At 62.6% G+C, this 19,748-nt stretch carries 19 protein-coding genes and 1 pseudogene; 10 read left to right on the top strand and 10 right to left on the bottom strand.

Features of this window, described 5'->3' with window-relative positions; all coding sequences use genetic code 11:
- Positions 1–10: 10 nt before the first annotated feature.
- The 4 genes from ACMGF5_RS23020 to ACMGF5_RS23005 all read right to left on the bottom strand — a co-directional run bounded on the left by ACMGF5_RS23020 (position 11) and on the right by ACMGF5_RS23005 (position 4,687).
- Positions 11–2,212 carry a xanthine dehydrogenase family protein molybdopterin-binding subunit gene (locus ACMGF5_RS23020; protein ID WP_414157262.1) on the bottom strand — a complete coding sequence of 734 codons (2,202 nt, stop codon included), beginning with the start codon at positions 2,210–2,212 and terminating at the stop codon, positions 11–13.
- Positions 2,209–3,210, bottom strand: a complete 1,002-nt coding sequence (locus ACMGF5_RS23015) for an FAD binding domain-containing protein (protein ID WP_204918107.1) — start codon at positions 3,208–3,210, stop codon at positions 2,209–2,211. Before ACMGF5_RS23015 ends, ACMGF5_RS23020 begins: the two co-directional genes overlap by 4 nt.
- Positions 3,207–3,734: a (2Fe-2S)-binding protein gene (locus ACMGF5_RS23010; RefSeq protein WP_125923670.1), complete on the bottom strand. Its 528-nt coding sequence runs from the start codon at positions 3,732–3,734 to the stop codon at positions 3,207–3,209. The genes ACMGF5_RS23015 and ACMGF5_RS23010 overlap by 4 nt, the downstream gene beginning before the upstream one ends.
- Before the next feature lie 164 nt (positions 3,735–3,898).
- Positions 3,899–4,687, bottom strand: a complete 789-nt coding sequence (locus ACMGF5_RS23005; RefSeq protein ID WP_046786045.1) for a formate/nitrite transporter family protein — start codon at positions 4,685–4,687, stop codon at positions 3,899–3,901.
- Positions 4,688–5,147: 460 nt separating this feature from the next.
- Between ACMGF5_RS23005 and ACMGF5_RS23000 the strand changes: the two are divergent.
- The 3 genes and pseudogenes from ACMGF5_RS23000 to ACMGF5_RS22990 all read left to right on the top strand — a co-directional run.
- Positions 5,148–5,477: pseudogene (locus tag ACMGF5_RS23000) on the top strand (hypothetical protein); the annotation flags it as partial.
- An 82-nt stretch (positions 5,478–5,559) separates the two neighbouring features.
- Positions 5,560–6,405, top strand: coding sequence for a DUF692 domain-containing protein (locus ACMGF5_RS22995; protein WP_046786046.1), 846 nt, complete (start codon positions 5,560–5,562; stop codon positions 6,403–6,405).
- Positions 6,398–7,153, top strand: coding sequence for a DUF2063 domain-containing protein (locus ACMGF5_RS22990; protein WP_414157261.1), 756 nt, complete (start codon positions 6,398–6,400; stop codon positions 7,151–7,153). Before ACMGF5_RS22995 ends, ACMGF5_RS22990 begins: the two co-directional genes overlap by 8 nt.
- 12 nt (positions 7,154–7,165) lie before the next feature.
- On the opposite strand, the gene ACMGF5_RS22985 is transcribed toward ACMGF5_RS22990, so the two are convergent.
- Positions 7,166–7,474 (bottom strand): hypothetical protein, encoded by a 309-nt coding sequence (locus ACMGF5_RS22985; RefSeq protein ID WP_348632612.1) that lies wholly within the window; start codon positions 7,472–7,474, stop codon positions 7,166–7,168.
- Positions 7,475–7,798: 324 nt separating this feature from the next.
- Here ACMGF5_RS22985 and ACMGF5_RS22980 point away from each other — a divergent pair, with 324 nt between their 5' ends.
- Positions 7,799–8,278, top strand: a complete 480-nt coding sequence (locus ACMGF5_RS22980; RefSeq protein WP_414157260.1) for an isochorismatase family protein — start codon at positions 7,799–7,801, stop codon at positions 8,276–8,278.
- Here ACMGF5_RS22980 and ACMGF5_RS22975 read toward each other — a convergent pair.
- Positions 8,251–8,598 (bottom strand): hypothetical protein, encoded by a 348-nt coding sequence (locus ACMGF5_RS22975; protein ID WP_414157259.1) that lies wholly within the window; start codon positions 8,596–8,598, stop codon positions 8,251–8,253. The genes ACMGF5_RS22980 and ACMGF5_RS22975 overlap by 28 nt on opposite strands.
- 157 nt (positions 8,599–8,755) lie before the next feature.
- Positions 8,756–11,119, bottom strand: a complete 2,364-nt coding sequence (bamA, locus tag ACMGF5_RS22970; RefSeq protein WP_414157258.1) for an outer membrane protein assembly factor BamA — start codon at positions 11,117–11,119, stop codon at positions 8,756–8,758.
- A gap of 213 nt (positions 11,120–11,332) precedes the next feature.
- On the opposite strand from bamA, the gene ACMGF5_RS22965 reads away from it, so the two are divergent.
- Entirely contained in the window at positions 11,333–12,025 is a 693-nt protein-coding gene (locus ACMGF5_RS22965) for a response regulator transcription factor (RefSeq protein WP_119687116.1), read from the top strand.
- Positions 12,022–13,281 carry an ATP-binding protein gene (locus ACMGF5_RS22960; protein ID WP_046786053.1) on the top strand — a complete coding sequence of 420 codons (1,260 nt, stop codon included), beginning with the start codon at positions 12,022–12,024 and terminating at the stop codon, positions 13,279–13,281. The genes ACMGF5_RS22965 and ACMGF5_RS22960 overlap by 4 nt, the downstream gene beginning before the upstream one ends.
- Before the next feature lie 34 nt (positions 13,282–13,315).
- Here ACMGF5_RS22960 and ACMGF5_RS22955 read toward each other — a convergent pair whose 3' ends face one another.
- Both ACMGF5_RS22955 and ACMGF5_RS22950 read right to left on the bottom strand, forming a co-directional pair.
- Positions 13,316–14,017 carry a DUF3053 domain-containing protein gene (locus ACMGF5_RS22955; RefSeq protein WP_119687114.1) on the bottom strand — a complete coding sequence of 234 codons (702 nt, stop codon included), beginning with the start codon at positions 14,015–14,017 and terminating at the stop codon, positions 13,316–13,318.
- Between the two features lie 127 nt (positions 14,018–14,144).
- Positions 14,145–15,098, bottom strand: a complete 954-nt coding sequence (locus tag ACMGF5_RS22950; protein WP_174141121.1) for a LysR family transcriptional regulator — start codon at positions 15,096–15,098, stop codon at positions 14,145–14,147.
- A 147-nt stretch (positions 15,099–15,245) separates the two neighbouring features.
- Between ACMGF5_RS22950 and ACMGF5_RS22945 the strand changes: the two genes are divergently transcribed.
- The 4 genes from ACMGF5_RS22945 to ACMGF5_RS22930 are packed head-to-tail and all read left to right on the top strand — an operon-like array spanning position 15,246 to position 19,026.
- Positions 15,246–16,073, top strand: a complete 828-nt coding sequence (locus ACMGF5_RS22945; RefSeq protein WP_414157257.1) for an amidohydrolase family protein — start codon at positions 15,246–15,248, stop codon at positions 16,071–16,073.
- A 42-nt stretch (positions 16,074–16,115) separates the two neighbouring features.
- Positions 16,116–17,465: an MFS transporter gene (locus ACMGF5_RS22940; RefSeq protein ID WP_125924891.1), complete on the top strand. Its 1,350-nt coding sequence runs from the start codon at positions 16,116–16,118 to the stop codon at positions 17,463–17,465.
- On the top strand, positions 17,462–18,202 hold the full coding sequence (locus ACMGF5_RS22935; RefSeq protein WP_115274659.1) for an SDR family NAD(P)-dependent oxidoreductase: 741 nt from the start codon (positions 17,462–17,464) through the stop codon (positions 18,200–18,202). Before ACMGF5_RS22940 ends, ACMGF5_RS22935 begins: the two co-directional genes overlap by 4 nt.
- A complete protein-coding gene (locus ACMGF5_RS22930) occupies positions 18,199–19,026 on the top strand; it encodes a sugar phosphate isomerase/epimerase family protein (RefSeq protein ID WP_414157256.1) in 828 nt (275 codons plus the stop codon). Before ACMGF5_RS22935 ends, ACMGF5_RS22930 begins: the two co-directional genes overlap by 4 nt.
- Here ACMGF5_RS22930 and ACMGF5_RS22925 read toward each other — a convergent pair.
- Positions 19,016–19,489, bottom strand: coding sequence for a YMGG-like glycine zipper-containing protein (locus ACMGF5_RS22925; RefSeq protein ID WP_204918090.1), 474 nt, complete (start codon positions 19,487–19,489; stop codon positions 19,016–19,018). The two genes, ACMGF5_RS22930 and ACMGF5_RS22925, sit on opposite strands and share 11 nt — an antisense overlap.
- Positions 19,490–19,748 lie beyond the last annotated feature (259 nt).

Here is a 19,748-nt window from a genome sequence, read left to right as displayed (position 1 = left end):
CCGCCCGCTGCTAGAGCACTTTGTCCAGCGATATCGGAAACGCTCTCACGCGTTTGCCGGTAGCATGGTAAACGGCATTGGCAACCGCCGCCGCGACTCCAACGACGCCGATCTCGCCTACCCCCTTGGAGCCTAGGTCATTGACGATATCGTCGTGCTCTTCCACGAACATCACCTCGATGTCAGCGATATCGGCATGCACCGGGATGTGATACTCGGCCAGGTTGTGGTTGAGGATGCGACCGAGTTCATGATCGGTTTGCGTCTCTTCCTGCAACGCCATGCCCAACCCCCAGACCACGCCTCCGAGGATCTGGCTACGGGCGGTTTTCGGGTTGACCACACGCCCGGCGGCCACCGCGCTGACCACCCGCATGACCTTGATCGTACCCAGGTCTTCGTCAACGTGTACCTCTACGAAGACGGCCGAATGGGTAGCGGTGGAGAACGGCTGGCGTCCGGCACCGGGCTCGGCGTCGATCTGCACCTGCAGCTCGCCGTCCTTGGCCGTTGCGGCGATGCTGGCGATGGCAATACGGTGTTTCCCCGCTTGCAGGTAGCCTTGCGCGAACGCCACATTCTCTGCCGGCGTCGCCGCTATTTCGGGGAAATTCTGGCGCGCGAGTTCCAGCACCTTGGTGCGCAGGATCTGACAGGCCTGCTGCACTGCCGAACCCACCGAAGACACCGTAAACGAGCCGCCCTGTAACGGCGCTGTCGGTAGTGAGGAGTCGCCCAGCAGGAAGGTCACATCCTCGGGCAAGACCCCCGCAGCGTCCGCAGCAATCTGGGTCATCACGGTATAAGTACCGGTACCTATGTCAGTGGTGGCGCTACTGACAGTCAAATGCCCGTGGCTGTCGAAGCAGGCCTTGGCGCTGGCCTTCATCTGCAGCGCTTCCCAGACCCCGCCGGCCACGCCCCAGCCGATCAATTGGTTGCCCTCTCGCATGCTGCGAGGCTTTGGGGTGCGTTTGCCCCAGCCGAAGCGCGCGGCGCCCTGGTCATAACAGGCCAACAGCTCTTTGCTGGAATAGGGTTTGCCGTCGTTGCCATTGTGGCTGGCAAAATTGCGTCGACGCAATTGGAGCGGGTCGAGGTTCGCAGCGCATGCCAACTCATCCATCGCGCACTCCAGTGCGAGCACGCCGGACGCGGCACCCGGCGCACGCATGTCCAGCGGGGTATAGACGTCGAGCGGCGCAAGGCGATAATCGAGCGCAACGTTGTCGCAGTGGTAGAGCATGCCGCTCCACTCCACCAGGTGTTCGGTGAAGTCTTCGAAGCGCGATGTCTGGCCGAGCGCGTCGTGGGCAATTGCCAGCAGCTTGCCATCCGTCGCCGCACCCAGGCGCAGCCGCTGCTGCGTACGGGGACGATAGCCGAAGGTGAACATCTGCTGGCGTGTGAGGGCAAGGCGCACCGAACGTTTCAGGTGCAGGGCTGCCATGACTGCCAACGGCAACTGGTATTGCGGCCGCAGCCCGGAGCCAAAGGCACCGCCGACAAAGGCGGCGAGCACCCTGATGTTCTGTTTGGGCAGGCCGAACACTTTGTGCAGGTAGTCCTGACAGTTCTGCGTACCCTGGGTCTTGTCATGAATTTCCAGGGAGTCTCCAGCTTTGTAGAAAACGGTCGACGCGTGGGGCTCCATCGGGTTGTGATGCTCGATGGGCGTGTCGTAGGTGGCATCGACACGTACTGCGGCTTGAGCGTAATGCCCTGCGAAATCACCGCGCGGCTCTGGCGTTTGGGCGGGTGCCGGGTGCGTGTGGTCGAGCACCGCGAACAGGTCGGTCTGGTGCGGCTCTTCGCTGTAGTCGATGCGCACCAGGGCGCCGGCATGGCGGGCCAGTTCAAGGCTCTCGGCGACCACCAGTGCCAACGGTTGCCCGCTATACAGCACACGGTCGTTGAATAGCGGCCGGAACGGGGAGCCTTCGGCTGAGTCGGCATCGCTGTAGTCGTCGTCATAGCTGGAAATGCGTGGGCGATTGGCGTGGTGCAGCACCGCGACCACGCCGGGTAACTGCAGTGCCTGGCTAGCGTCGATCGAGCGCACCCGGCCGCGGGCGATGGTGCTCGATACCACACTGGCGTGAAGCAGCCCGGCCTCGGGGTACTCACCGGCGTACCGCGCCTTGCCAGTCACCTTGGCAACGCCATCCACGCGGTCCAGGGGTTTGCCCACCACATTGGTCGTCTGGGTCATGGCGTCGTCCTCTGAATGCTGGCGTCGCCTGCGGCTTCACTGAGCGCACGGACGATCGCACGTTTGGCGAGTTCCACTTTGAAAGCGTTGTGGCTCAGCGGTTTTGCCATCTGCAGCCATGCTTGGGCCGCGCGCGCGAAGAGGGCGTGGGAAGCCCTTTGACCTTGCAAGGTCTTCTCCACAGCTGTGTCTCGCCAAGGCTTGTGCGCTACGCCTCCCAGAGCCACCCGGGCTTCCTGGATGACGTCGCCATCGAACTTCAACGCGGCAGCGACCGATACCAGTGCAAACGCGTACGAGGCACGGTCGCGAATCTTCAGGTAGTGAGAGTGCTGCGCAAACTCAGCAGGTGGCAGTTCTATCGCGGTAATCAGCTCATCGGCTGACAGCTGGTTGTCACGCTCCGGCGTGTTGCCTGGCAGGCGATGGAAGTCGGTAAAGGGGATCAGCCGTGAGCCGGCGCGGCCTTGCACGTGCACAACGGCATCGAGTGCTGCCAGCGCCACACACATGTCCGAGGGGTGCGTGGCAACGCAGGTATCGCTGGCGCCGAGAATGGCGTGGATGCGGTTGAGACCCGAGCGGGCAGGGCAACCGCTTCCTGGCTCACGTTTGTTGCAGGGGGTGCCGGTGTCATAGAAGTAATAGCAGCGCGTACGCTGCAACAGGTTGCCCCCGGTACTTGCCATGTTGCGCAGCTGCGGTGATGCGCCCGCAAGGATGGCTTGTGACAGCAACGGGTAGTGCTGTTCGATCACCGCATTCCAGGCAAGGTCGGCGTTGCTGACCAATGCGCCAATCAAAACGCCGCCGTTGGCGGTGGGCTCGATGCCGTGCAGGTCCAGGGCGGTGATGTCGATCAAGCGCTGCGGGTTAACCACGTTCTCCTTCATCAGATCGACCAGGTTGGTGCCGCCGGCAATAAAGCGGGTGGATTCGTCCGCCATGTTTACCGCTTCACTGACCGATGCAGGCCTGCAGTAGCTGAAAGGGGTCATGGGTTCGGCCCTCCCTGAGGCTTGGCGGTCGCCTGCACCAGCGGCAATGCCTCTTCGACCGCAGCAAGGATATTGCTGTAGGCGCCGCAGCGGCACAGATTGCCGCTCATGTGCTCGCGAATGGCTTCACGGGTAACGGCGCGGCCTTCATGGGCCAGGCCGACTGCCGAACAGATCTGGCCAGGTGTGCAATAGCCGCACTGGAAAGCATCATGGGCGATGAAGGCACGCTGCATGGGGTGCAGTTGCTCGCCTTGGGCCAGTCCCTCGACCGTGACCAGATCGGCGCCGTCGCACATCACGGCAAGGGTCAGGCAGGCATTGATCCGCTTGCCGTCGCGCAGCACCGTGCAGGCGCCGCATTGGCCATGGTCACAACCTTTTTTGCTGCCGATCAGATCGAGTTGCTCACGCAGCAGATCGAGCAGGGTCGTCCAGGGCTGGACGTGTAGCGACGTGCGTTCGCCGTTGAGTGTCAGGCTGATGGGATGCCCATCGACACCCTGTTGGGGGTTGGTGTTCATGGGAAAACCTCACGGTCAGGAATGCATTCGCGCAATCAAGTGCGTCTATTTCCTGCGACTGGAGGCTTTCGGCAAACGTTCAGGTTTTATTCGGGGCTTGCGGCAGTGTGCAGTCTCGGCCACTGCTTGACCGCAGGCTGCGCCACCCATGGCAAACGGTGGGCTTAACGCGTGGCGGCTTGTTCTTCTACCGAGGTGCCGAAGGAGACGTAGTACGCCAACCCCACGAAGATCGCCCCACCCACGGCGTTGCCCAGGAAGACTGCTGCAAGGTTGTGCACCAGCTGGCCCCAGCTCAGGTAACCGGCGAAGATCGCAGCCGGGATCAGGAACATGTTGGCCACCACGTGCTGGAAGCCGATGGCGACGAAGGCCATGATCGGGAACCAGATGCCGAGAATCTTGCCGCTCATCTCACGGCTGGCATACGCCAGCCACACTGCCAGGCACACCAGCCAGTTGCAGCCGATGCCCGAAACGAATGCGTGGAGGAAGTCGGCGCTGGTCTTGCTGGTTGCCGCTGCCAGCGTTTTGTTCAGGTAGGCACCTTCAGTGAGCCCGAGCAAGTGGCCAAAACAGTACGCCACGAACAGCGCACCCAGCAGGTTTGCCACGGTCACCAGCAGCCAGTTGCGCGCGACGTCCACCAGGCGGATGCGCCGGGCGAACATCGCCAGGGGCAGGCTCATCATGTTGCCGGTGAGCAATTCGCCGCCGGCCAGGATGACCAGGATCAGCCCGATCGGAAATACCGCAGCGCCCAGCAAGTTGCCCAACGAGGCCCAGGGGGCAGGAATCATGGTACTGACATGGATGTGCAGCAGAAACCCCATTGAAATGAATGCGCCCGCCAGAAAACCGAGGATGAGCGTGGCGCGGGCGGGCAGGTGGGCTTTGCGGGTGCCGGCTTCGATGACCAGCTCGGTGATGCGGGAGGGCGTATTGACGGACATTTCAGTAACTCGAACACAAGGACGACGGTCACGCCGTGAGGCATGCAGCGGGTCGGGATTAACAGAGAGCGCGCAGGGCAGTTAGCGAGGTATTCAGAAGAAGGGCAAAACAGACAAGCTCGATCGACTTCGTAGAGCGGCGCACGTTATCTGAGGCAATTTGACGCAGTCAAATCGATAGGCTGGATGGTTTGATAGAGGCACTCGATGATGGGTGTTGTGAGACCTGACGTGGCCTGTCGGTTTCGCTTTGGCAGACACGCCTGTGTATCACTCTGTATCAAGGCGCTTTGCCAAGCCACTTGCTTACAAATGCCTCGTTCTGCCGATACGTCACGGATACATGCCTCAGGCCAAATGAGCCAACCCGAATGAACAGCCCGACGGCCTGTAGTTCTGGCGCAATCGCCCTTGAGGCATGACCGTGCGGCTTGGCCGCGCACCTATCCGGAGAAGCACCATGTCCCGTATCCAGTTCCCCAACAAGACCCGCCTTGGCCTGCTCAGCATCGCACTGGTGGGCGGCATCAACCTGACCGCATCGGCCTTTGCTGTCGAAGCACTGCCGCAGGGCTACCAGCTCGCTGCTGCCGAAAAGGCCGGGGAGGGCAAATGTGGCGAGGGCAAGTGCGGCGCCGACAGCGCCCATGCCAAGGCCACCCAGACCGAAGGTAAATGCGGCGAGGGCAAATGTGGCGCCAGCGATGCCAAGGCCAAGGCTACCCAGGCCGAAGGCAAGTGTGGTGAAGGCAAGTGTGGCGATGCCTCGCGCGCCCCATCTGTAGCTGACTGAGCCAGGCCAGGACTGACCACCAGCGCTATCCTCCCTGCGCTGATAGGCCCGGGAGGGTGGTCGCTTCAAGGAGCACGCCATGAGCACATCCCTTCCCTTGCAAGGCGCCGGCCTTGGTCTGCGCCGGGCGCTGCTGCCTGAGTTGCTGACCATGGCCCCCGGTGCCGTGGACTTTCTCGAATGCGCCCCTGACAACTGGATCGGTGTAGGCGGCAGTTATGGCAAAGGCCTGGAGCGCCTGGCTGAGCGTTTCCCGCTGGCTTGTCATGGTTTGTCCCTGTCGTTGGGCGGGCCTGAGCCTCTGGATCGCGCTTTTCTACGGCAGATCCGCGATTTTCTCGACCGTTATCGCGTGCCACTGTTCAGCGAGCACCTGAGCTACTGTAGCGATGACGGTCATCTCTACGACCTGATTCCCATGCCCTTCACCGACGAAGCCGTGCGCCATACCGCTGAGCGCATCCATCAGGTGCAGGACGCGCTCGGCCGGCGCATCGCGGTGGAAAACATCTCCTATTACGCTGCACCGTACCAGGCGATGAGCGAAATCGAGTTCCTGAGCGCCGTGCTCGAAGAAGCCGGCTGCGACCTGTTGCTTGACATCAACAACCTGATCGTCAATGCCTGCAACCACCGCTATGACGCTGCCGATTTCCTCGCCCGCGTGCAGGCCGAGCGGGTGGTGTGCCTGCACGTGGCCGGGCACTACGATGAAGCACCGGATCTGAAGATCGATACCCACGGTGCGAGCGTGAAGGAGGACGTGTGGCGCTTGCTGGCCCGTGCCTATGAGCATTTGGGTGCTGTGCCGACCCTGCTGGAGCGCGATTTCAACCTGCCGCCGCTGGCCGAACTGTTGCTTGAGGTGGATTACATTCGCGACCTGCAAACCGCTGCAAGCGCGCCGCAGGTGCGCCATGGCTGATACCTTGCGCGAGCAGCAGATGCGGATGGCCCGGTTCATCCGTGACCCGCAGTCCAACCCGCCGCCACCGGGCATCGAGGCGCGGCGCCTGGCGGTGTATCGGCGGCTGTTCTTCGGCAATGTGCAGTCGCTGCTGGCCGGCAGCTTTCCGGTGCTGCAGGCTAGCCTGGGACCTGAGCGGTGGCTGGCGCTGATTGAAAGCTTCTACGCCAACCATCGCTGCCAGACGCCGCTGTTCACCGAAGTGGCTGGCGAGCTGGTCGAATACCTGCAAAACCGTGCCGACCAGCCGGGCTGGGTGGCCGAACTGGCCCATTATGAATGGATCGAGACGGTGCTGATGCTCAGTGATGGCACAGACCTGGCGCATGACCCGAACGGTGACCTGCTTCAGGGCGTACCGTTATTGTCCTGCCTTGCTGCACCACTTGCCTACGCGTGGCCGGTCAGCCATATCGGCCCTGGGCGTATTCCATCGCAGGTGCCGACAACGCCGACCCTTCTGTTGGCCTGCCGCGGCGCAGACCACAAGGTGCATTTCTCGCGCCTTGCGCCGCTGGCCCATGCGTTGCTGGTGTCTTTGCAGGAAAGGCAAGTGAGCGGGCGTGAACACCTGGCGGGGTTGGCAGCACGTGCCGGCATCGAACCGGGCACCATTGAAACCTTGGGACTTGAACTGTTGATAAATCTCAAATCTCAAGGCGTGGTGCTCGGGACCACCCTGCACGAAAGACCCATGAGGCTTTGATTCCAACCAGAATCAGCGGCGATAGTAGTGGTGATCGGCTTCGTAGCGGTGGTGCATGGCCCGCTCATGGCGGCGCTGCCAGTCGCGGCGGCGTTCCGCTTCACGGCGCGCCTGCTCACGGCGCCATTGGTCGCGCCGCCATTGGTCACGACGCCAGTCGTCTCTACGGTCGTGCCAGTGGCCGTCGCGCCGGTAACGGTCATCATGGGCCAGCAGCGTAGCGGGTTGCGCGGCTGCTACGCTCGCCAGGCTCGGCCAAGGGCTGTTGGCGCCCTCGATGTGGGCCTGAGAAGAGGTGGCCTTGGTTGCGAGCAGCGGCATTGACGCCTTCGCCGGTGTTGCAGATGCCGAGCCCATTGCCGCGAACGCGAACAGGCCCAGGAGCACTATCCGTGGGACATGGATTTTCATGAGCGAAGACAACCTCTGATAGACATTGGGACGTTGGGCCATGGCGTCGCGGGCAAACCCTGAGGGAGCCGGCAATCTTCATCTGCCTGTTCACATAGACCTTCAAACCGAAAAAAGTTCTAGAAAACCGCAACTTGACTCATCAGTGGTGCAACGCGGGGTGCTGGTTCAAGGGCGTCATCGGCCACCAGCAACGGTATACTCCGTACCTTTGCCAGCGCCCCGGAGACAGCCATGCGGCAGGTTTTACTCATCGTCGATATACAGTCCACCTTCAGCCCGCCCGAGTGGCTGGTCGATGGTGTGCGCGCGTTGTCTGCGACGATCCCGACCATTGCCTCGCTCCAGTTGCATGATGAACAGGTCACGCCGTTCGAGCGGCAGCTTGGCTGGCACCCTGCAGCAGAAGACGAGTGCCTGGTCGAGGCTGACAAGGTCTTTGTCAAACAGGGTTACAGGCAGACTGCCGAGACCATCGAGTACATCAGGGGGCTGGGCGCGGAGCGGGTGTTGGTCTGCGGGTTGCAGACCGAGACGTGCGTGCTTGCCGCCGGCTTTGCCCTGTTCGACGAAGGGCTCATGCCGACGTTGATTACCGACCTGACGGTGGGGTCTTCCCTGGATCGTTCAGGGAAAATGGGCATCGAGCTGTGGAAGCATCACTTCGGTAATGTCATCACCCGGGCTCAGGTGCTGGCCGAAGGTTGCGTCTGACACGGTCCTGACCGGTCGCTGATCCACACGAGCGGGCGCGATGGCTCAGCGCTGGCCATGCGCTTGAGTGTTTCTGAATCGAGCAAGGTGCTTACCTGGCCGACCATGGCAAGCAGGCGATCGGCGAAATCTGCGCTGATGATGCCGCTGTCTTCCAGGGATATTCCATGACCTTCGTGCTGGATCGCCAGATGGTAGTGGCTCACGCCCTGGTCGTTTACGCTGCTGGCCAGCGTCACGATGCAGCTTGGGCCGAGCAACCTGGCCAGGCGTTGCTGCACCTGCTCCAGCAGCGGGGTGGGTAGTTGTTCTTGCAACATGAAGGGGTACCTGCCAGGCGAGTTCTAGGGGAGTCAGCTTAGGCAAACGGACTGTCAACTTGGGTTAAGCCGGGGTAAAAGCGGGTAAGACCCGCTTCCCGTGAAGCGGCCTGCTCGCGACCGCTGCCGGCACGACACAACCCCGCTCCTGGATAAGTCAGAAGGTCTGCCCCAGCGAGAACTGGAATATCTGCGTCTCGGCGTTCTCCGGCTTCTTTACCGGTGTGGCAAGGCTGAACGTCAGCGGCCCCATGGGGCTGTACCAGGTCACGCCGACGCCCAGCGACACCGCCAGCTGGTCAAGGCCCACACTGCCGCAACCCTGCGTGGTGGACAGGTAGCACGTGTCGGAAAACACGTTGCCCGCGTCCACGAACACCGAGCTGCGAAGCTGGCGCTGGTCCTTGATGAAGGGCATCGGGAAAATGTACTCGGCGCCGCCGGTCACCAGGATGTTGCCGCCCAGTGCATCGGTATCGCGGTCGGAGTAATAGGCTTGACCGGCACTTGCATAGGTACCGGTCGCCGGCGTATTGCGCGGGCCCAGCGAGCCATCCTTGAAGCCGCGTACCGAACCCTGGCCACCGGCTGTGTAGTTCTCATAGAAGGGCAGGCCCTCGGTGGAGCCGTAGCCATCCCCGTAGCCCAGGCTGGTATGCAGGCGCAATGTGGTGCGTTCGCTCAGCGGCAGGTAGGTCTGGCCGCTGTAGTCGAGCTTGTAGAAGGACAGGTCGCTGCCTGGCGTAGTGGCCATCAGCGTCAGGCTCTGTGAGTGGCCACGGGTCGCCAGCACCCCCTTGTTCAAGGTCGACTCGGACCAGCCGATCGAAGCCTTGAGGTTGTTGAAACTTTCGCCCTCGCGCTGGATGAAGTCATAGATCTCGTCGGCGCTATAGGTGCCGGGGGAGATGTCATCGTGTTGCAGGGTCAGGCCGTAGGTCAGGCGCGACGTTTCGCTGATCGGGTAGCCCAAGCTCACGCCCGCGCCATAGCTGTTGATGGCGTAGTAGGAAACGCCGTCATCGTAGTAATCGCTGTAGTCGGTGCTGCTGTAGAACAGGTTGTAGCCCAGGCTCACGCCATCTTCGGTGAAATACGGGTTGGTGAAGCCGAAGTTGTACTTGGTCTGGTACTCCGAACGGGTCAGGCCGATGGACACCTTGTTACCGGTACCGAGGAAGTTGGTCTGGCTGATCGAACCGCCCAGGATCAGGCCGGCGCTCTGGGCGAAGCCCACGCTGGCGGTGATCGAGCCGGATGCCTGCTCTTCGACGCTGTAGTTGACGTCGACCTGGTCGTCGGTACCCGGCACTGGCGGGGTCTCGACGTTGACTTCCTTGAAGAAGCCCAGGCGCTCCAGGCGGGTCTTGGACTGGTCGATCAGGTAGGTCGAAGCCCAGCCGCCTTCCATCTGGCGCATTTCGCGGCGCAGCACTTCGTCTTCGGTCTTGGTGTTGCCGCGGTAGTTGATGCGGTTGACGTAGGCACGCTTGCCCGGGTCGACCACGAACATGATGTCGACGGTATGGTCTTCGTCATTGGGCTGTGGCACGCCGTTGACGTTGGCGAAGGTATAGCCTTCGTTACCAAGGCGGCGGGTGATCAGCTCGGACGTGGTGGTCATCACCTTGCGCGAGAACACCTGGCCCGGCTGCACCAGCAGCAGCGACTTGACCTGGTCTTCCGGCACCTTCAGGTCGCCCGACAGCTTCACGTCACGAACGGTGTACTTCTCGCCTTCGTTGACGTTGACGGTGATGTAGACGTGCTTCTTGTCCGGGGTGATCGACACCTGGGTGGAAGCGATGTCCATGTTGATGTAGCCGCGGTCCAGGTAGTAGGAACGCAGGCGCTCCAGGTCACCGGAGAGTTTTTCGCGGGCGTACTTGTCGTCATTCTTGAAGAACGACAGCCAGTTGGTGGTCTTGAGCTCGAACAGCTGCGCCAGTTCTTCATCGTCGAACACGGTGTTGCCGACGACGTTGATGTGCTGGATGGCAGCGACGGTGCCTTCGTTGATCTTGATCTTCAGGGCAACCCGGTTGCGCGGCTGCGGCACCACCTCGGCGTCGACCTCGGCCGAGTAGCGGCCCTGGGCCACGTACTGGCGCTGCAGTTCGTTACGCACGCCTTCGAGGGTGGCACGCTGGAAGATCTCGCCTTCGGCCAGGCCCGACTGTTTCAGGCCCTTCATCAGGTCTTCGGTGCTGATCGCCTTGTTGCCTTCGATCTCGATGCTCGACACCGACGGGCGCTCGACCACGTTGATGATCAGGACATCGCCGTTGCGGTTCAGCTGGATATCCTGGAAGAAGCCGGTCTTGAACAGCGAACGGGTGGACTCCACCAGGCGCCGGTCATCGGCCTGATCGCCCACGTTCAGGGGCAAGGCACCGAAAACGCTGCCGGCGGATACCCGCTGCAGGCCGTTGACCCTGATGTCGGCGATCCTGAACGGCGCCGCCTGGGCCGCGCAGGCTTGTAGCAGCAGGATGGAGAACAACAGACGCGGGTAGTTCATCGGGGGTTCCAGGCGGGCGTAAGGGTGGCTGAGCAGGCTCGGCGAAGGCGCGCGGCGGCTGCCAGGCAAGCGGGCGATGAGGATAAGGGCAGGCTGTGTTTGGCGCGGTTAACCCAGGGTAAAGATGTGTAAAGTTCGCCCAGCTTGCGGTGACAGCCTGGCGCGGCAGGGCGATCATGAGCGCTTTGTAACCCCTGCCTAAGCGTACCCACCATGATTCCTGTGCTGTTGGTCGATGACGACCGCGAACTCACCGAAATGCTTGCCCTTTACCTGGCTCGCGAAGGTTTCCAGGCGACCGCCGTGGCTAGCGGCGAAGAGGGCGAGACCAAAGCCTTGAGTGGGGCTTTTCGCATCGTGGTGCTGGATGTGATGCTGCCGGGCATCTCAGGGATCGAAGTGTTGCGGCGCATTCGTGCGCGTAGCCAGGTTCCGGTGCTGTTGCTCACCGCCCGTGGTGACAACATCGACCGCATTGCCGGCCTGGAGCTGGGTGCCGATGACTACGTGCCCAAGCCCAGCTCCCCGGGCGAACTGGTGGCGCGCTTGCGCGCGATCCTGCGCCGGGTGCAACCGCACGCGTTGGCTGAAAGCCAGGCTGGCGAAGCCATCGGCAGTGGGGCGCTGACGTTGTGGCCAGGGCGCCGCAAGGCCCAGTGGGCCGCTGCTCCTCTGGAACTGACCGGGACTGAATTCAGCCTGCTCGAAGCGTTGGCTCGCCAGGCGGGCCAACTGGTGAGCAAGCAAGACCTGTCGCTCAACGCCCTGGGCCGCCCGCTGACCCGTTACGATCGACGCATCGATGTGCACATCAGCAGCATCCGTCAGAAGCTCGGCCCACGCGCCGACGGCAGCAGCTGGATCCAGAGCGTACGGGGCATGGGCTACATGCTGATCGTCGAATGATGCGTCGGCGCCTGTTCTGGAAGCTGTTTCTGGCCTTCTGGCTGGCCAATAGCCTGACGTTCCTGGTGGGCGCGGGGGCCTTCATGCTCGACGACCTGCGTGGCGACACCCCGGCGCTGCGTTCGCTGCTGGTTACCGAGCTGAACATGTTGCACCGCTACGGCGAGCAGGCCGGCCGCCAGCTGTTGCAGGTTTCGCCCCAGCCAGAAGGTGTGCAGGTGGGGCTGTATGACGGCACCGGCCACTTGCTGGCCGGCAGGGCTGTGGCCATGCCTCGTTTCGAGCGGGCGCTGCTCGACCAGGGCGGCCAGGCCCTGGTGCTGCGCGCTTCGGTGGCAACCTCCCTTGACGAGGCGCCGCGCCCCCGCGCCATGGGCCCGCTCCTCACCGGTACGTTGATGAGCGCGTTGTTTGCCTTGCTGTGTAGCCTGTACCTGACCAGGCCCTTGACCTGGCTGCGCGAGGCCATGGGGCAGGTCGCCCAGGGCCGGTTCGAAGTGCGCGTCAAGCCACGCCTGGGCAAGCGCCGCGACGAGATCGTCGACCTTGCCGAAGACTGCGACCGCATGGCCAGCCAGCTCAAGGCGCTGGTCGAGGCCCAGCAGCAACTGCTGCATGATATTTCTCACGAGCTGCGCTCGCCTTTGACCCGTATGCACGCGGCCATCGGCCTGATACGCCAGCAGCCGGACCGCGGTGAAATGCTTGAACGCATCGAGCGCGAATCACGGCGCATGGATGACCTGATCGAGCAACTGCTGACCCTGGCGCGTGCCCAGTCACAGCCGTGCGATGGCAATTGCGAAGCGCTGGATGTGGTCGAGTTGCTGGCGCAAATAGTCGAAGATGCCCGTTTCGAGGCCGGCATGAAGCAATGCCAGGTTTCGCTGAGCGCGGATGACGCATTTTTTACCCGCGGGCATGAGGAGCTGCTGTATCGCGCCTTTGAGAACGTGGTGCGCAATGCCGTGCGTTACACCGCTGCGGGTACCGAAGTACGGGTGCTGGCGCTGCTGGCCGACGACGGTGAACAGCTGGAAGTGACCATCATCGACCAAGGGCCAGGTGTGGACCCGGCGCGCCTGCAGAGCATTTTCGAGCCGTTCGACCGGGGTATGGACAGCGGCAGCGATGGCTTTGGCCTGGGCTTGGCCATCGCCCGTCGGGCAATCGCGCTGCATCAGGGCACGATCACCGCCCAGGCGGGAGAGGGAGGGGGATTGCGGGTGAACATCCAATTGCCGCAGCGGGTATGAGCAAACCCTCACCCGCCGCCTCAATCGCAGCCGACTAGCGCCCGAGCATCACCGTCTTCAGCCTTGCCTGCGCCTGCTGCACGGTCTTGGCCTGGTTGTTCAGGTCCGCCAGCAAGGCATTCAACTCAGCCTGAACGGTCGGGTCGGACACCTTCACGATGGCCCCGTTGATTTCTATCTTTTCCTTGTGCGCATCCACGTAGTCGGCCACCTTCAGGCTGCTGTCCAGGGTGCCGTTGATTTGCGGCAGCACGTCCAGGAAGGTGTCGGCCGGGACGCTGACGGTGCGCTCAAAGGCCTTGTCGTAAACCACCTTGAGGTCTTGCGGCTGCTTGAGCTGGGCATGGGCGGTGTCCGCCTTGGCCTTTTGCTCCTGCAACTGCTTGCCCATGTCGTTCAGGCCGGTCTGCACCGCTTTTATGTCGTCACGGCGGGCAGTGACATCATTGAGCGAGCGAACCGCGCCTTTTTGCAGCAGGTTACCCAGAGGCTGCACGGCGGCATCCATCGCGCCGTTGAACTGGGTGATGACTGCATAGTGATCGCTGTAGGGGCCAAAAGCCTTGGTTTCGTCTGCGCTCAGCTTGGGCACATGCACCCCTGGCTTGTCGACGATACGGGTCTGCAGGAATTCGCTGAAGGCGGCACGTTGCTTGGGTTCGCTGTCGCCGCAGGCGGCGAGTACCAGGGGCAGGGCGAGGGCGAGCAGCCAGCGGGGCTGGAATGAGACGTTCATGTCGGTGAATCTCCTGAGTGCATGGGTAGGCCTGCGCACCGTCACGCGCTGCGCGGCGGTGCAAGGTTAGCGTTTTCCAGCCTGCGGATCCAATCTGGCAGTGAAGGTAAATCCAGACCCGCCGGCTTCACATGCTGGGCAACTCGAACCCGGGGATCTGCCGCCCCAGCTTGAGCGCCTGGCCATGCAGCACGCGCATCAGGTGCAGCGCCGCCTGCGACGGCGGTTCAAAGCGCGAATGGACGAAGCTGATATCGAAGTGAATTTCGTCAGCCAAGCGCACTACGGCCAGGCCGCTGTCCTGTGCCACGAACTCATCGATCAAGGTGATGCCCATGCCTTGCTTGACCAGTGCCACGGCTTCGTTGGCATTGGTGAACGACAACAGCGAGTCCAGGTGAAGGCCGCGGCGCGCTATCTCCTCGGCCAGCAGCTTGCCGAACGGCATATCCGGACGGAACAGTAACAGCGGGTGGCCTTCCAGCTGCTGCAGGGTCAGTGAGGGCTGCTGTGCCAGGGGGTAATCGACGGGCATTGCAACGACCATGCGCCCACGCATGAAGGCCTGGGAATGCAAATGATCGTGCACCACCGGCAGGGCGGCGATCGACAGGTCGACCTTTTTTGACAGGATCTGGTTGGGCATCTCGCCCATCAGCGAGGTCTGCCATTCGATCTGCAGTGCGGGCGCCTCACGCTTGAGCTGGGCCAGGGCGATCGGGATCACCACCGTCGACAACGAGGCGCTGCAGGAAATCCGCAGCTTGCGCTGGGTGCCGGTGGCCAGCCCCACTGCGCACTCATTGACCTGCAACGCCGCCTGATACACCCGTTCGACCTCACGGAACAGGATCTGCGCCTCGGCGGTGGGTACCAGGCGGTTGTTGATGCGCTCGAACAGGCGGTAGGCCAGCCGCCCCTCGATGTAGCCGATGAGCTTGCTGACCGCCGGCTGCGAGACGTAGAGCATCTTCGCGGCGGCGCTGATCGAGCCGGTCAGCATCACCGCCCTGAACACCTCCATGTGCCGCAGTTTGAACACCAGTGCACTGGCGTCGCTGCCTTCTTTGCCGGGAAGCATGAGTATTACCTTAGGTTATGGTCTTCGCCATCTGTGTATGAGCGCTATCGCTACGCCCGCAGTATCGTGAACCCAGGCAAATCGCCCCTGGTGGCGAACAATAACAAGATCTGCAGGCAAGCGCAGTGGCGCTTGAAGGAACCGCTTTTGAACATCTTTGATGAACCGAAGATCGATTGCCATAACCATTTGTTTGACCCTGCACGCTTCGCTTACCACCCCGATGCGCCGTACGCGCCATCCGGTCAGGAGGTCGCGCCGCTGGAGCAGTTCAACCAGGTGATGGATGCCTATGGCGTGCGTCACGCCTTGTTGGTGGGGCCCAACAGTGGCTACCACACTGACAACCGCTGCCTGCTGCATGCCTTGGCCAGCGGTCAGGGGCGCTTCAAGGGCATAGCGGTGGTCGATCGTCAGGTCAGCCTCGAGCAACTGGCCCAACTGCGTGAGCAGGGCGTGGTCGGTGTGGCCTTCAACCCGGCAATGTATGGCGTGGCGAGCCTGCAAGACGTCGGGCCGTTGTTCGGCAAGCTTGCTGAACTTGGCCTGTTCGCCCAGATCCAGGTGTGCGAAGACCAGCTCGTCGAACTGCTCGGCCTGATCGAGCGCAGTGCGGTGCGGGTATTGATCGACCACTGCGGGCGCCCGGATGCGGCGGCCGGTACCCAACAGGCCGGCTTCCAGGCATTGCTCAGGCTGGCCCGGCATGGGCGGGCCTGCGTGAAGCTCTCGGGCATGCAGAAATTCGCCGACGCTGCTGCCCTGCATGAGCAGAGCAGCGCCTACGTGCACGAGTTGATCAACGCTTTTGGCCCGCAAGCCTGTGTATGGGGTTCGGACTGGCCGTTCATCCGCCAACACACCCGGGTGGATTACGGCCCCTTGCTGAAGTTGGCCGAGCGCCTGATGCCAGACCCGCACCTGCGGCGGGCCGTCATGTGGGATACCCCCAGGCGCCTGTTCGGGTTCGCCTGACGCCTGCGCATTCGCCATTCCGATAACAAGAGAGCAATTGTCATGAATGCTGATCAGCCTAGCGGCGCCGGGGTGTTCGACACGCCTGCGCGCCAGCAGCAACGTACCCGTACCCGTTTCATGATCCTGGCGCTGATCTCTGGCGGCACCATGATCAACTACCTGGACCGCAGCGTCATGGGCATCGCCGCGCCAAGCATCAGCGCCGATCTGGGGCTGAATGCGGCGATGATGGGGGTGATTTTCTCCGCGTTCTCATGGACCTACGCCGCGGCGCAGATCCCCGGCGGCATACTGATCGACCGGCTGGGCACCAAGCTCACCTACTGGTTGGCACTGACGTTGTGGTCGCTGTTCACCGGCCTGCAGGGCTTGGCCCAAGGGTTTCTGTCCTTGCTGGGCATGCGCTTTCTGGTCGGTGTGACAGAAGCGCCGTGCTTCCCCACCAACAGCCGCGTGGTGGCGACCTGGTTCCCGCAAAGCGAGCGGGCTAGGGCGACGGGTATCTACACCTTTGCCGAGTACACCGGCCTTGCGTTCCTGACACCGTTGCTGTTTTGGGTCTTGCACGCCTATGGCTGGCGCTTTCTGCTGATGGCGGTCGGGTTGCTGGGCGTGCTCTACGGCGTGGTCTGGTGGCGCAAATACCATGAGCCACACCAGTCGACCACCGCCAACCAGGCGGAGCTGGACCATATCGCTGCCGGCGGTGGCGTGGTCGATGGTGGCCAGAAAGCCACGGTGTTCCAGTGGTCACAGATCCCGGCGCTGCTCAAGCACCGCAACATGCTCGGTATCTGCCTGGGGCAGTTCGCCTGCAACTCGACCAACGTGTTCTTCCTCACCTGGTTCCCGACCTACCTGGTCACCGAGCGGCATATGCCGTGGCTCAAGGTCGGCTGGGTGGCGGTGCTGCCGTTCATCGCCGCTTCGTTGGGCACGCTGGTCGGCGGCTGGCTCTCCGATGCCTTGCTGCGCCGCGGCTACTCGCTAAATGTGGCGCGCAAGCTGCCGGTGATCGCCGGCCTGCTGACCGCGTCGGTCATTGTCCTGGCCAACTATGTCGAGTCGGACGTGCTGGTCATCGCCATCCTCTGTATTGCCTATTTCGCCCAGGGTATGTCGGCCCTGGCCTGGATGATCGTTTCCGACATCGCGCCCAAAGGCTTGCTGGGCCTCAGTGGCGGGCTGTTCAACCTGTTCGCCAACGCCGCCGGCATCGTTACCCCGTTGACCATCGGCCTGATCGTGACGGCCACCGGGTCATTCGTCTGGGCCCTGGTGTTCGTGTCCTCGATCACCGCGCTGGGCGCGCTGTGTTACCTGTTCATGGTGCGCGACCTGCGTCGCCTGCCGGATATTCCCTGTGTTGAAAAAGGAGCTGAACAATGAGCCAACCCCTGCAAGGGCAAACTGCAATCGTTACTGGCGGCATGCGTGGCATCGGCCTGGCCATCGCCCAACGGCTGCACACCGCCGGTGCCCAGGTGGTGATCTGGGACCTCGCGGTGGATGGCTGGGACAGCGTCGACAACGGTTTCGAGCCAGTGCTGCGCCAGGTTGTGGATGTCGCTTCGCTGGCCTCGGTCGAGGCGGCATTCGCTGACGTACTGGCGCGTGTGGGGCAGGTCGACATCCTGGTCAACAACGCTGGCATCAATGGGCCGGTGGTACCGTCCTGGGAATACCCGCCAGAAGCCTGGGACAAGGTCATCGCCATCGACCTGAACGGCGTCTTCTACTGCTGTCGAACGGCCATCCCGCATATGCGCGAGCGCGGCTATGGGCGGATCGTCAACGTGGCGTCGATGGCGGGCAAGGATGGCGTGCAGTACATAAGCGGCTACTCGGCTGCCAAGGCCGGGGTCATCGCCTTCACCAAGGCCGCAGCCAAGGAACTGGCGCAGGATGGCGTGTCGCTCAACTGCATCGCCCCGGCGATGGTCGAAACCCCGTTGATGGCCGAGATGACTGCGGAGCATATCGCGGCCAGCAAAGCCAAGATCCCGATGGGGCGTTTCCTCAAGGCTGAGGAGATTGCCAACATGGTGGCCTGGATCGCCGGGCCGGAATGCAGCTTTACCACAGGCTTCGTATTCGACCTCAGTGGCGGGAGGGCGACTTATTGAAGCCGCTAGGGATTGCCCACCTGACAGCGCTGGACCTTGCGCCTGAAGCGCTGGTGCGTGAAGCCGGCCGGGCCGGTTTCAGCACTGTTGGGTTGCGGCTGCACCCGGTGATGCCGGGTGCGCAAGCGTATCCGCTTGCGGTTGGTGGCCAGGCGCTACGGGAACTGAAGGCTGTGATGGCAGGTGAGGGTGTAGGCGTTGCCGACATAGAGTTCGTCTCGCTGACGCCGCAGGTGCAGGTTGGCGATTGTGCGATGTTGCTGGCGGCAGGCGCTGAACTGGGTGCCACCAGCCTCACGGTATCCGGGGATGATGAAGACGGTGTGCGGCTTGCGCACAACTTCGCGGCGCTGTGTGAAATGGCCAAGGAGTATGGTTTGCGTGTAGACCTGGAGTTCATGCGCTGGAGACCGGTGGCGACCTTGCAGCAGGCGCTGGCTGTGTTGAACATGGCTGGGCAGGACAACAGCGCGGTACTGGTGGATGCGCTGCATCTGTTCCGTTCGGGCGGGGATGTAGCGGCACTTGCCGAAGTCGACCCGCGCTACCTGCGAGCGGTGCAACTGTGCGATGCGCCGCTCACTGCGCCGGCTGAGGCATTGATTATCCAGGAGGCGCGTGAAGGGCGGTTATTGCCGGGGCAGGGGCAGTTGCCACTGGCAGCGTTGATGGGGGTGTTGCCGACGGATGTGCAGGTGAGTGTGGAAACGCCGTCGGTAACGCTTCGCGGTGAAAACCGGTTGAAACACGTGCGTGAAGCGACGCACGGTTGGTTAGGCAATGTTCGTCTGCCAACCAACCGGCAGCCCCAGATCAAGGATTGACCTGATATCCCCGCCCTTGCAGGCAACCGCTGTAGGCGCTGGCTTGCGCCGAACTTTGTGCCTGATCCTCGGTGCGCCGGTCCTCGCGGCGATCCTGGCGTTGCCGGGAACCACCGACGACCGCTCCGGCAGCGGCCACTTCCCCAGCACGGTTCTGCCGATACTCTTCTTTGGCGTCGTCGCCGGCCCGGTCAGACAACGCTTCATGCTGGTTGCTGCGTACCTGGGCGCCAGCGGCACCGGCTGCAGCACCCACAGCCGCGCCTTTGACCCGGCCACCGACATTGGAGCTGGAGGTGGTTGCGGCGTTGTTCGCGGCGTTGGCTGCCACGGTATTGCATTCATTGATATCCAGCTGCATCTGCTGGCTGCTCTGACCTTTTAATGGGGTTACCGACTGGGCCTGCAGTGCCGGGGCTACGCAAAGCAGCACCAGCAGGAAACTCCCTGTGAACGGACGCATGACACACCTCCACTGAATGGGAATTGCATCTGACAGCATAGCTGCCGGTTGCGGCCCTCGACCAAGTCGACGACGAGCCGAGTATCAACCTCAGGTACTCGAGCGGGCGTTTTCCGGTGGACGTGCGCGACGTGGGTATCTACCTGGCGGTGAAAGGGGCCTGGTAGTCGCCCCTGGTGGCTACAGCCAACCGGACGGCGCACACCGCTAGGGCGATGGGCCCCACCTATGGTATACAACCCTCATTACCACACCACCA

Source organism: Pseudomonas sp. BNK-15 (assembly GCF_047456105.1).
GTDB classification, from domain to species: Bacteria; Pseudomonadota; Gammaproteobacteria; order Pseudomonadales; family Pseudomonadaceae; genus Aquipseudomonas; species Aquipseudomonas putida_E.
The sequence above is the reverse complement of the archived record's forward strand: the minus strand, read 5'-3'. Positions and strand labels throughout refer to the sequence as shown.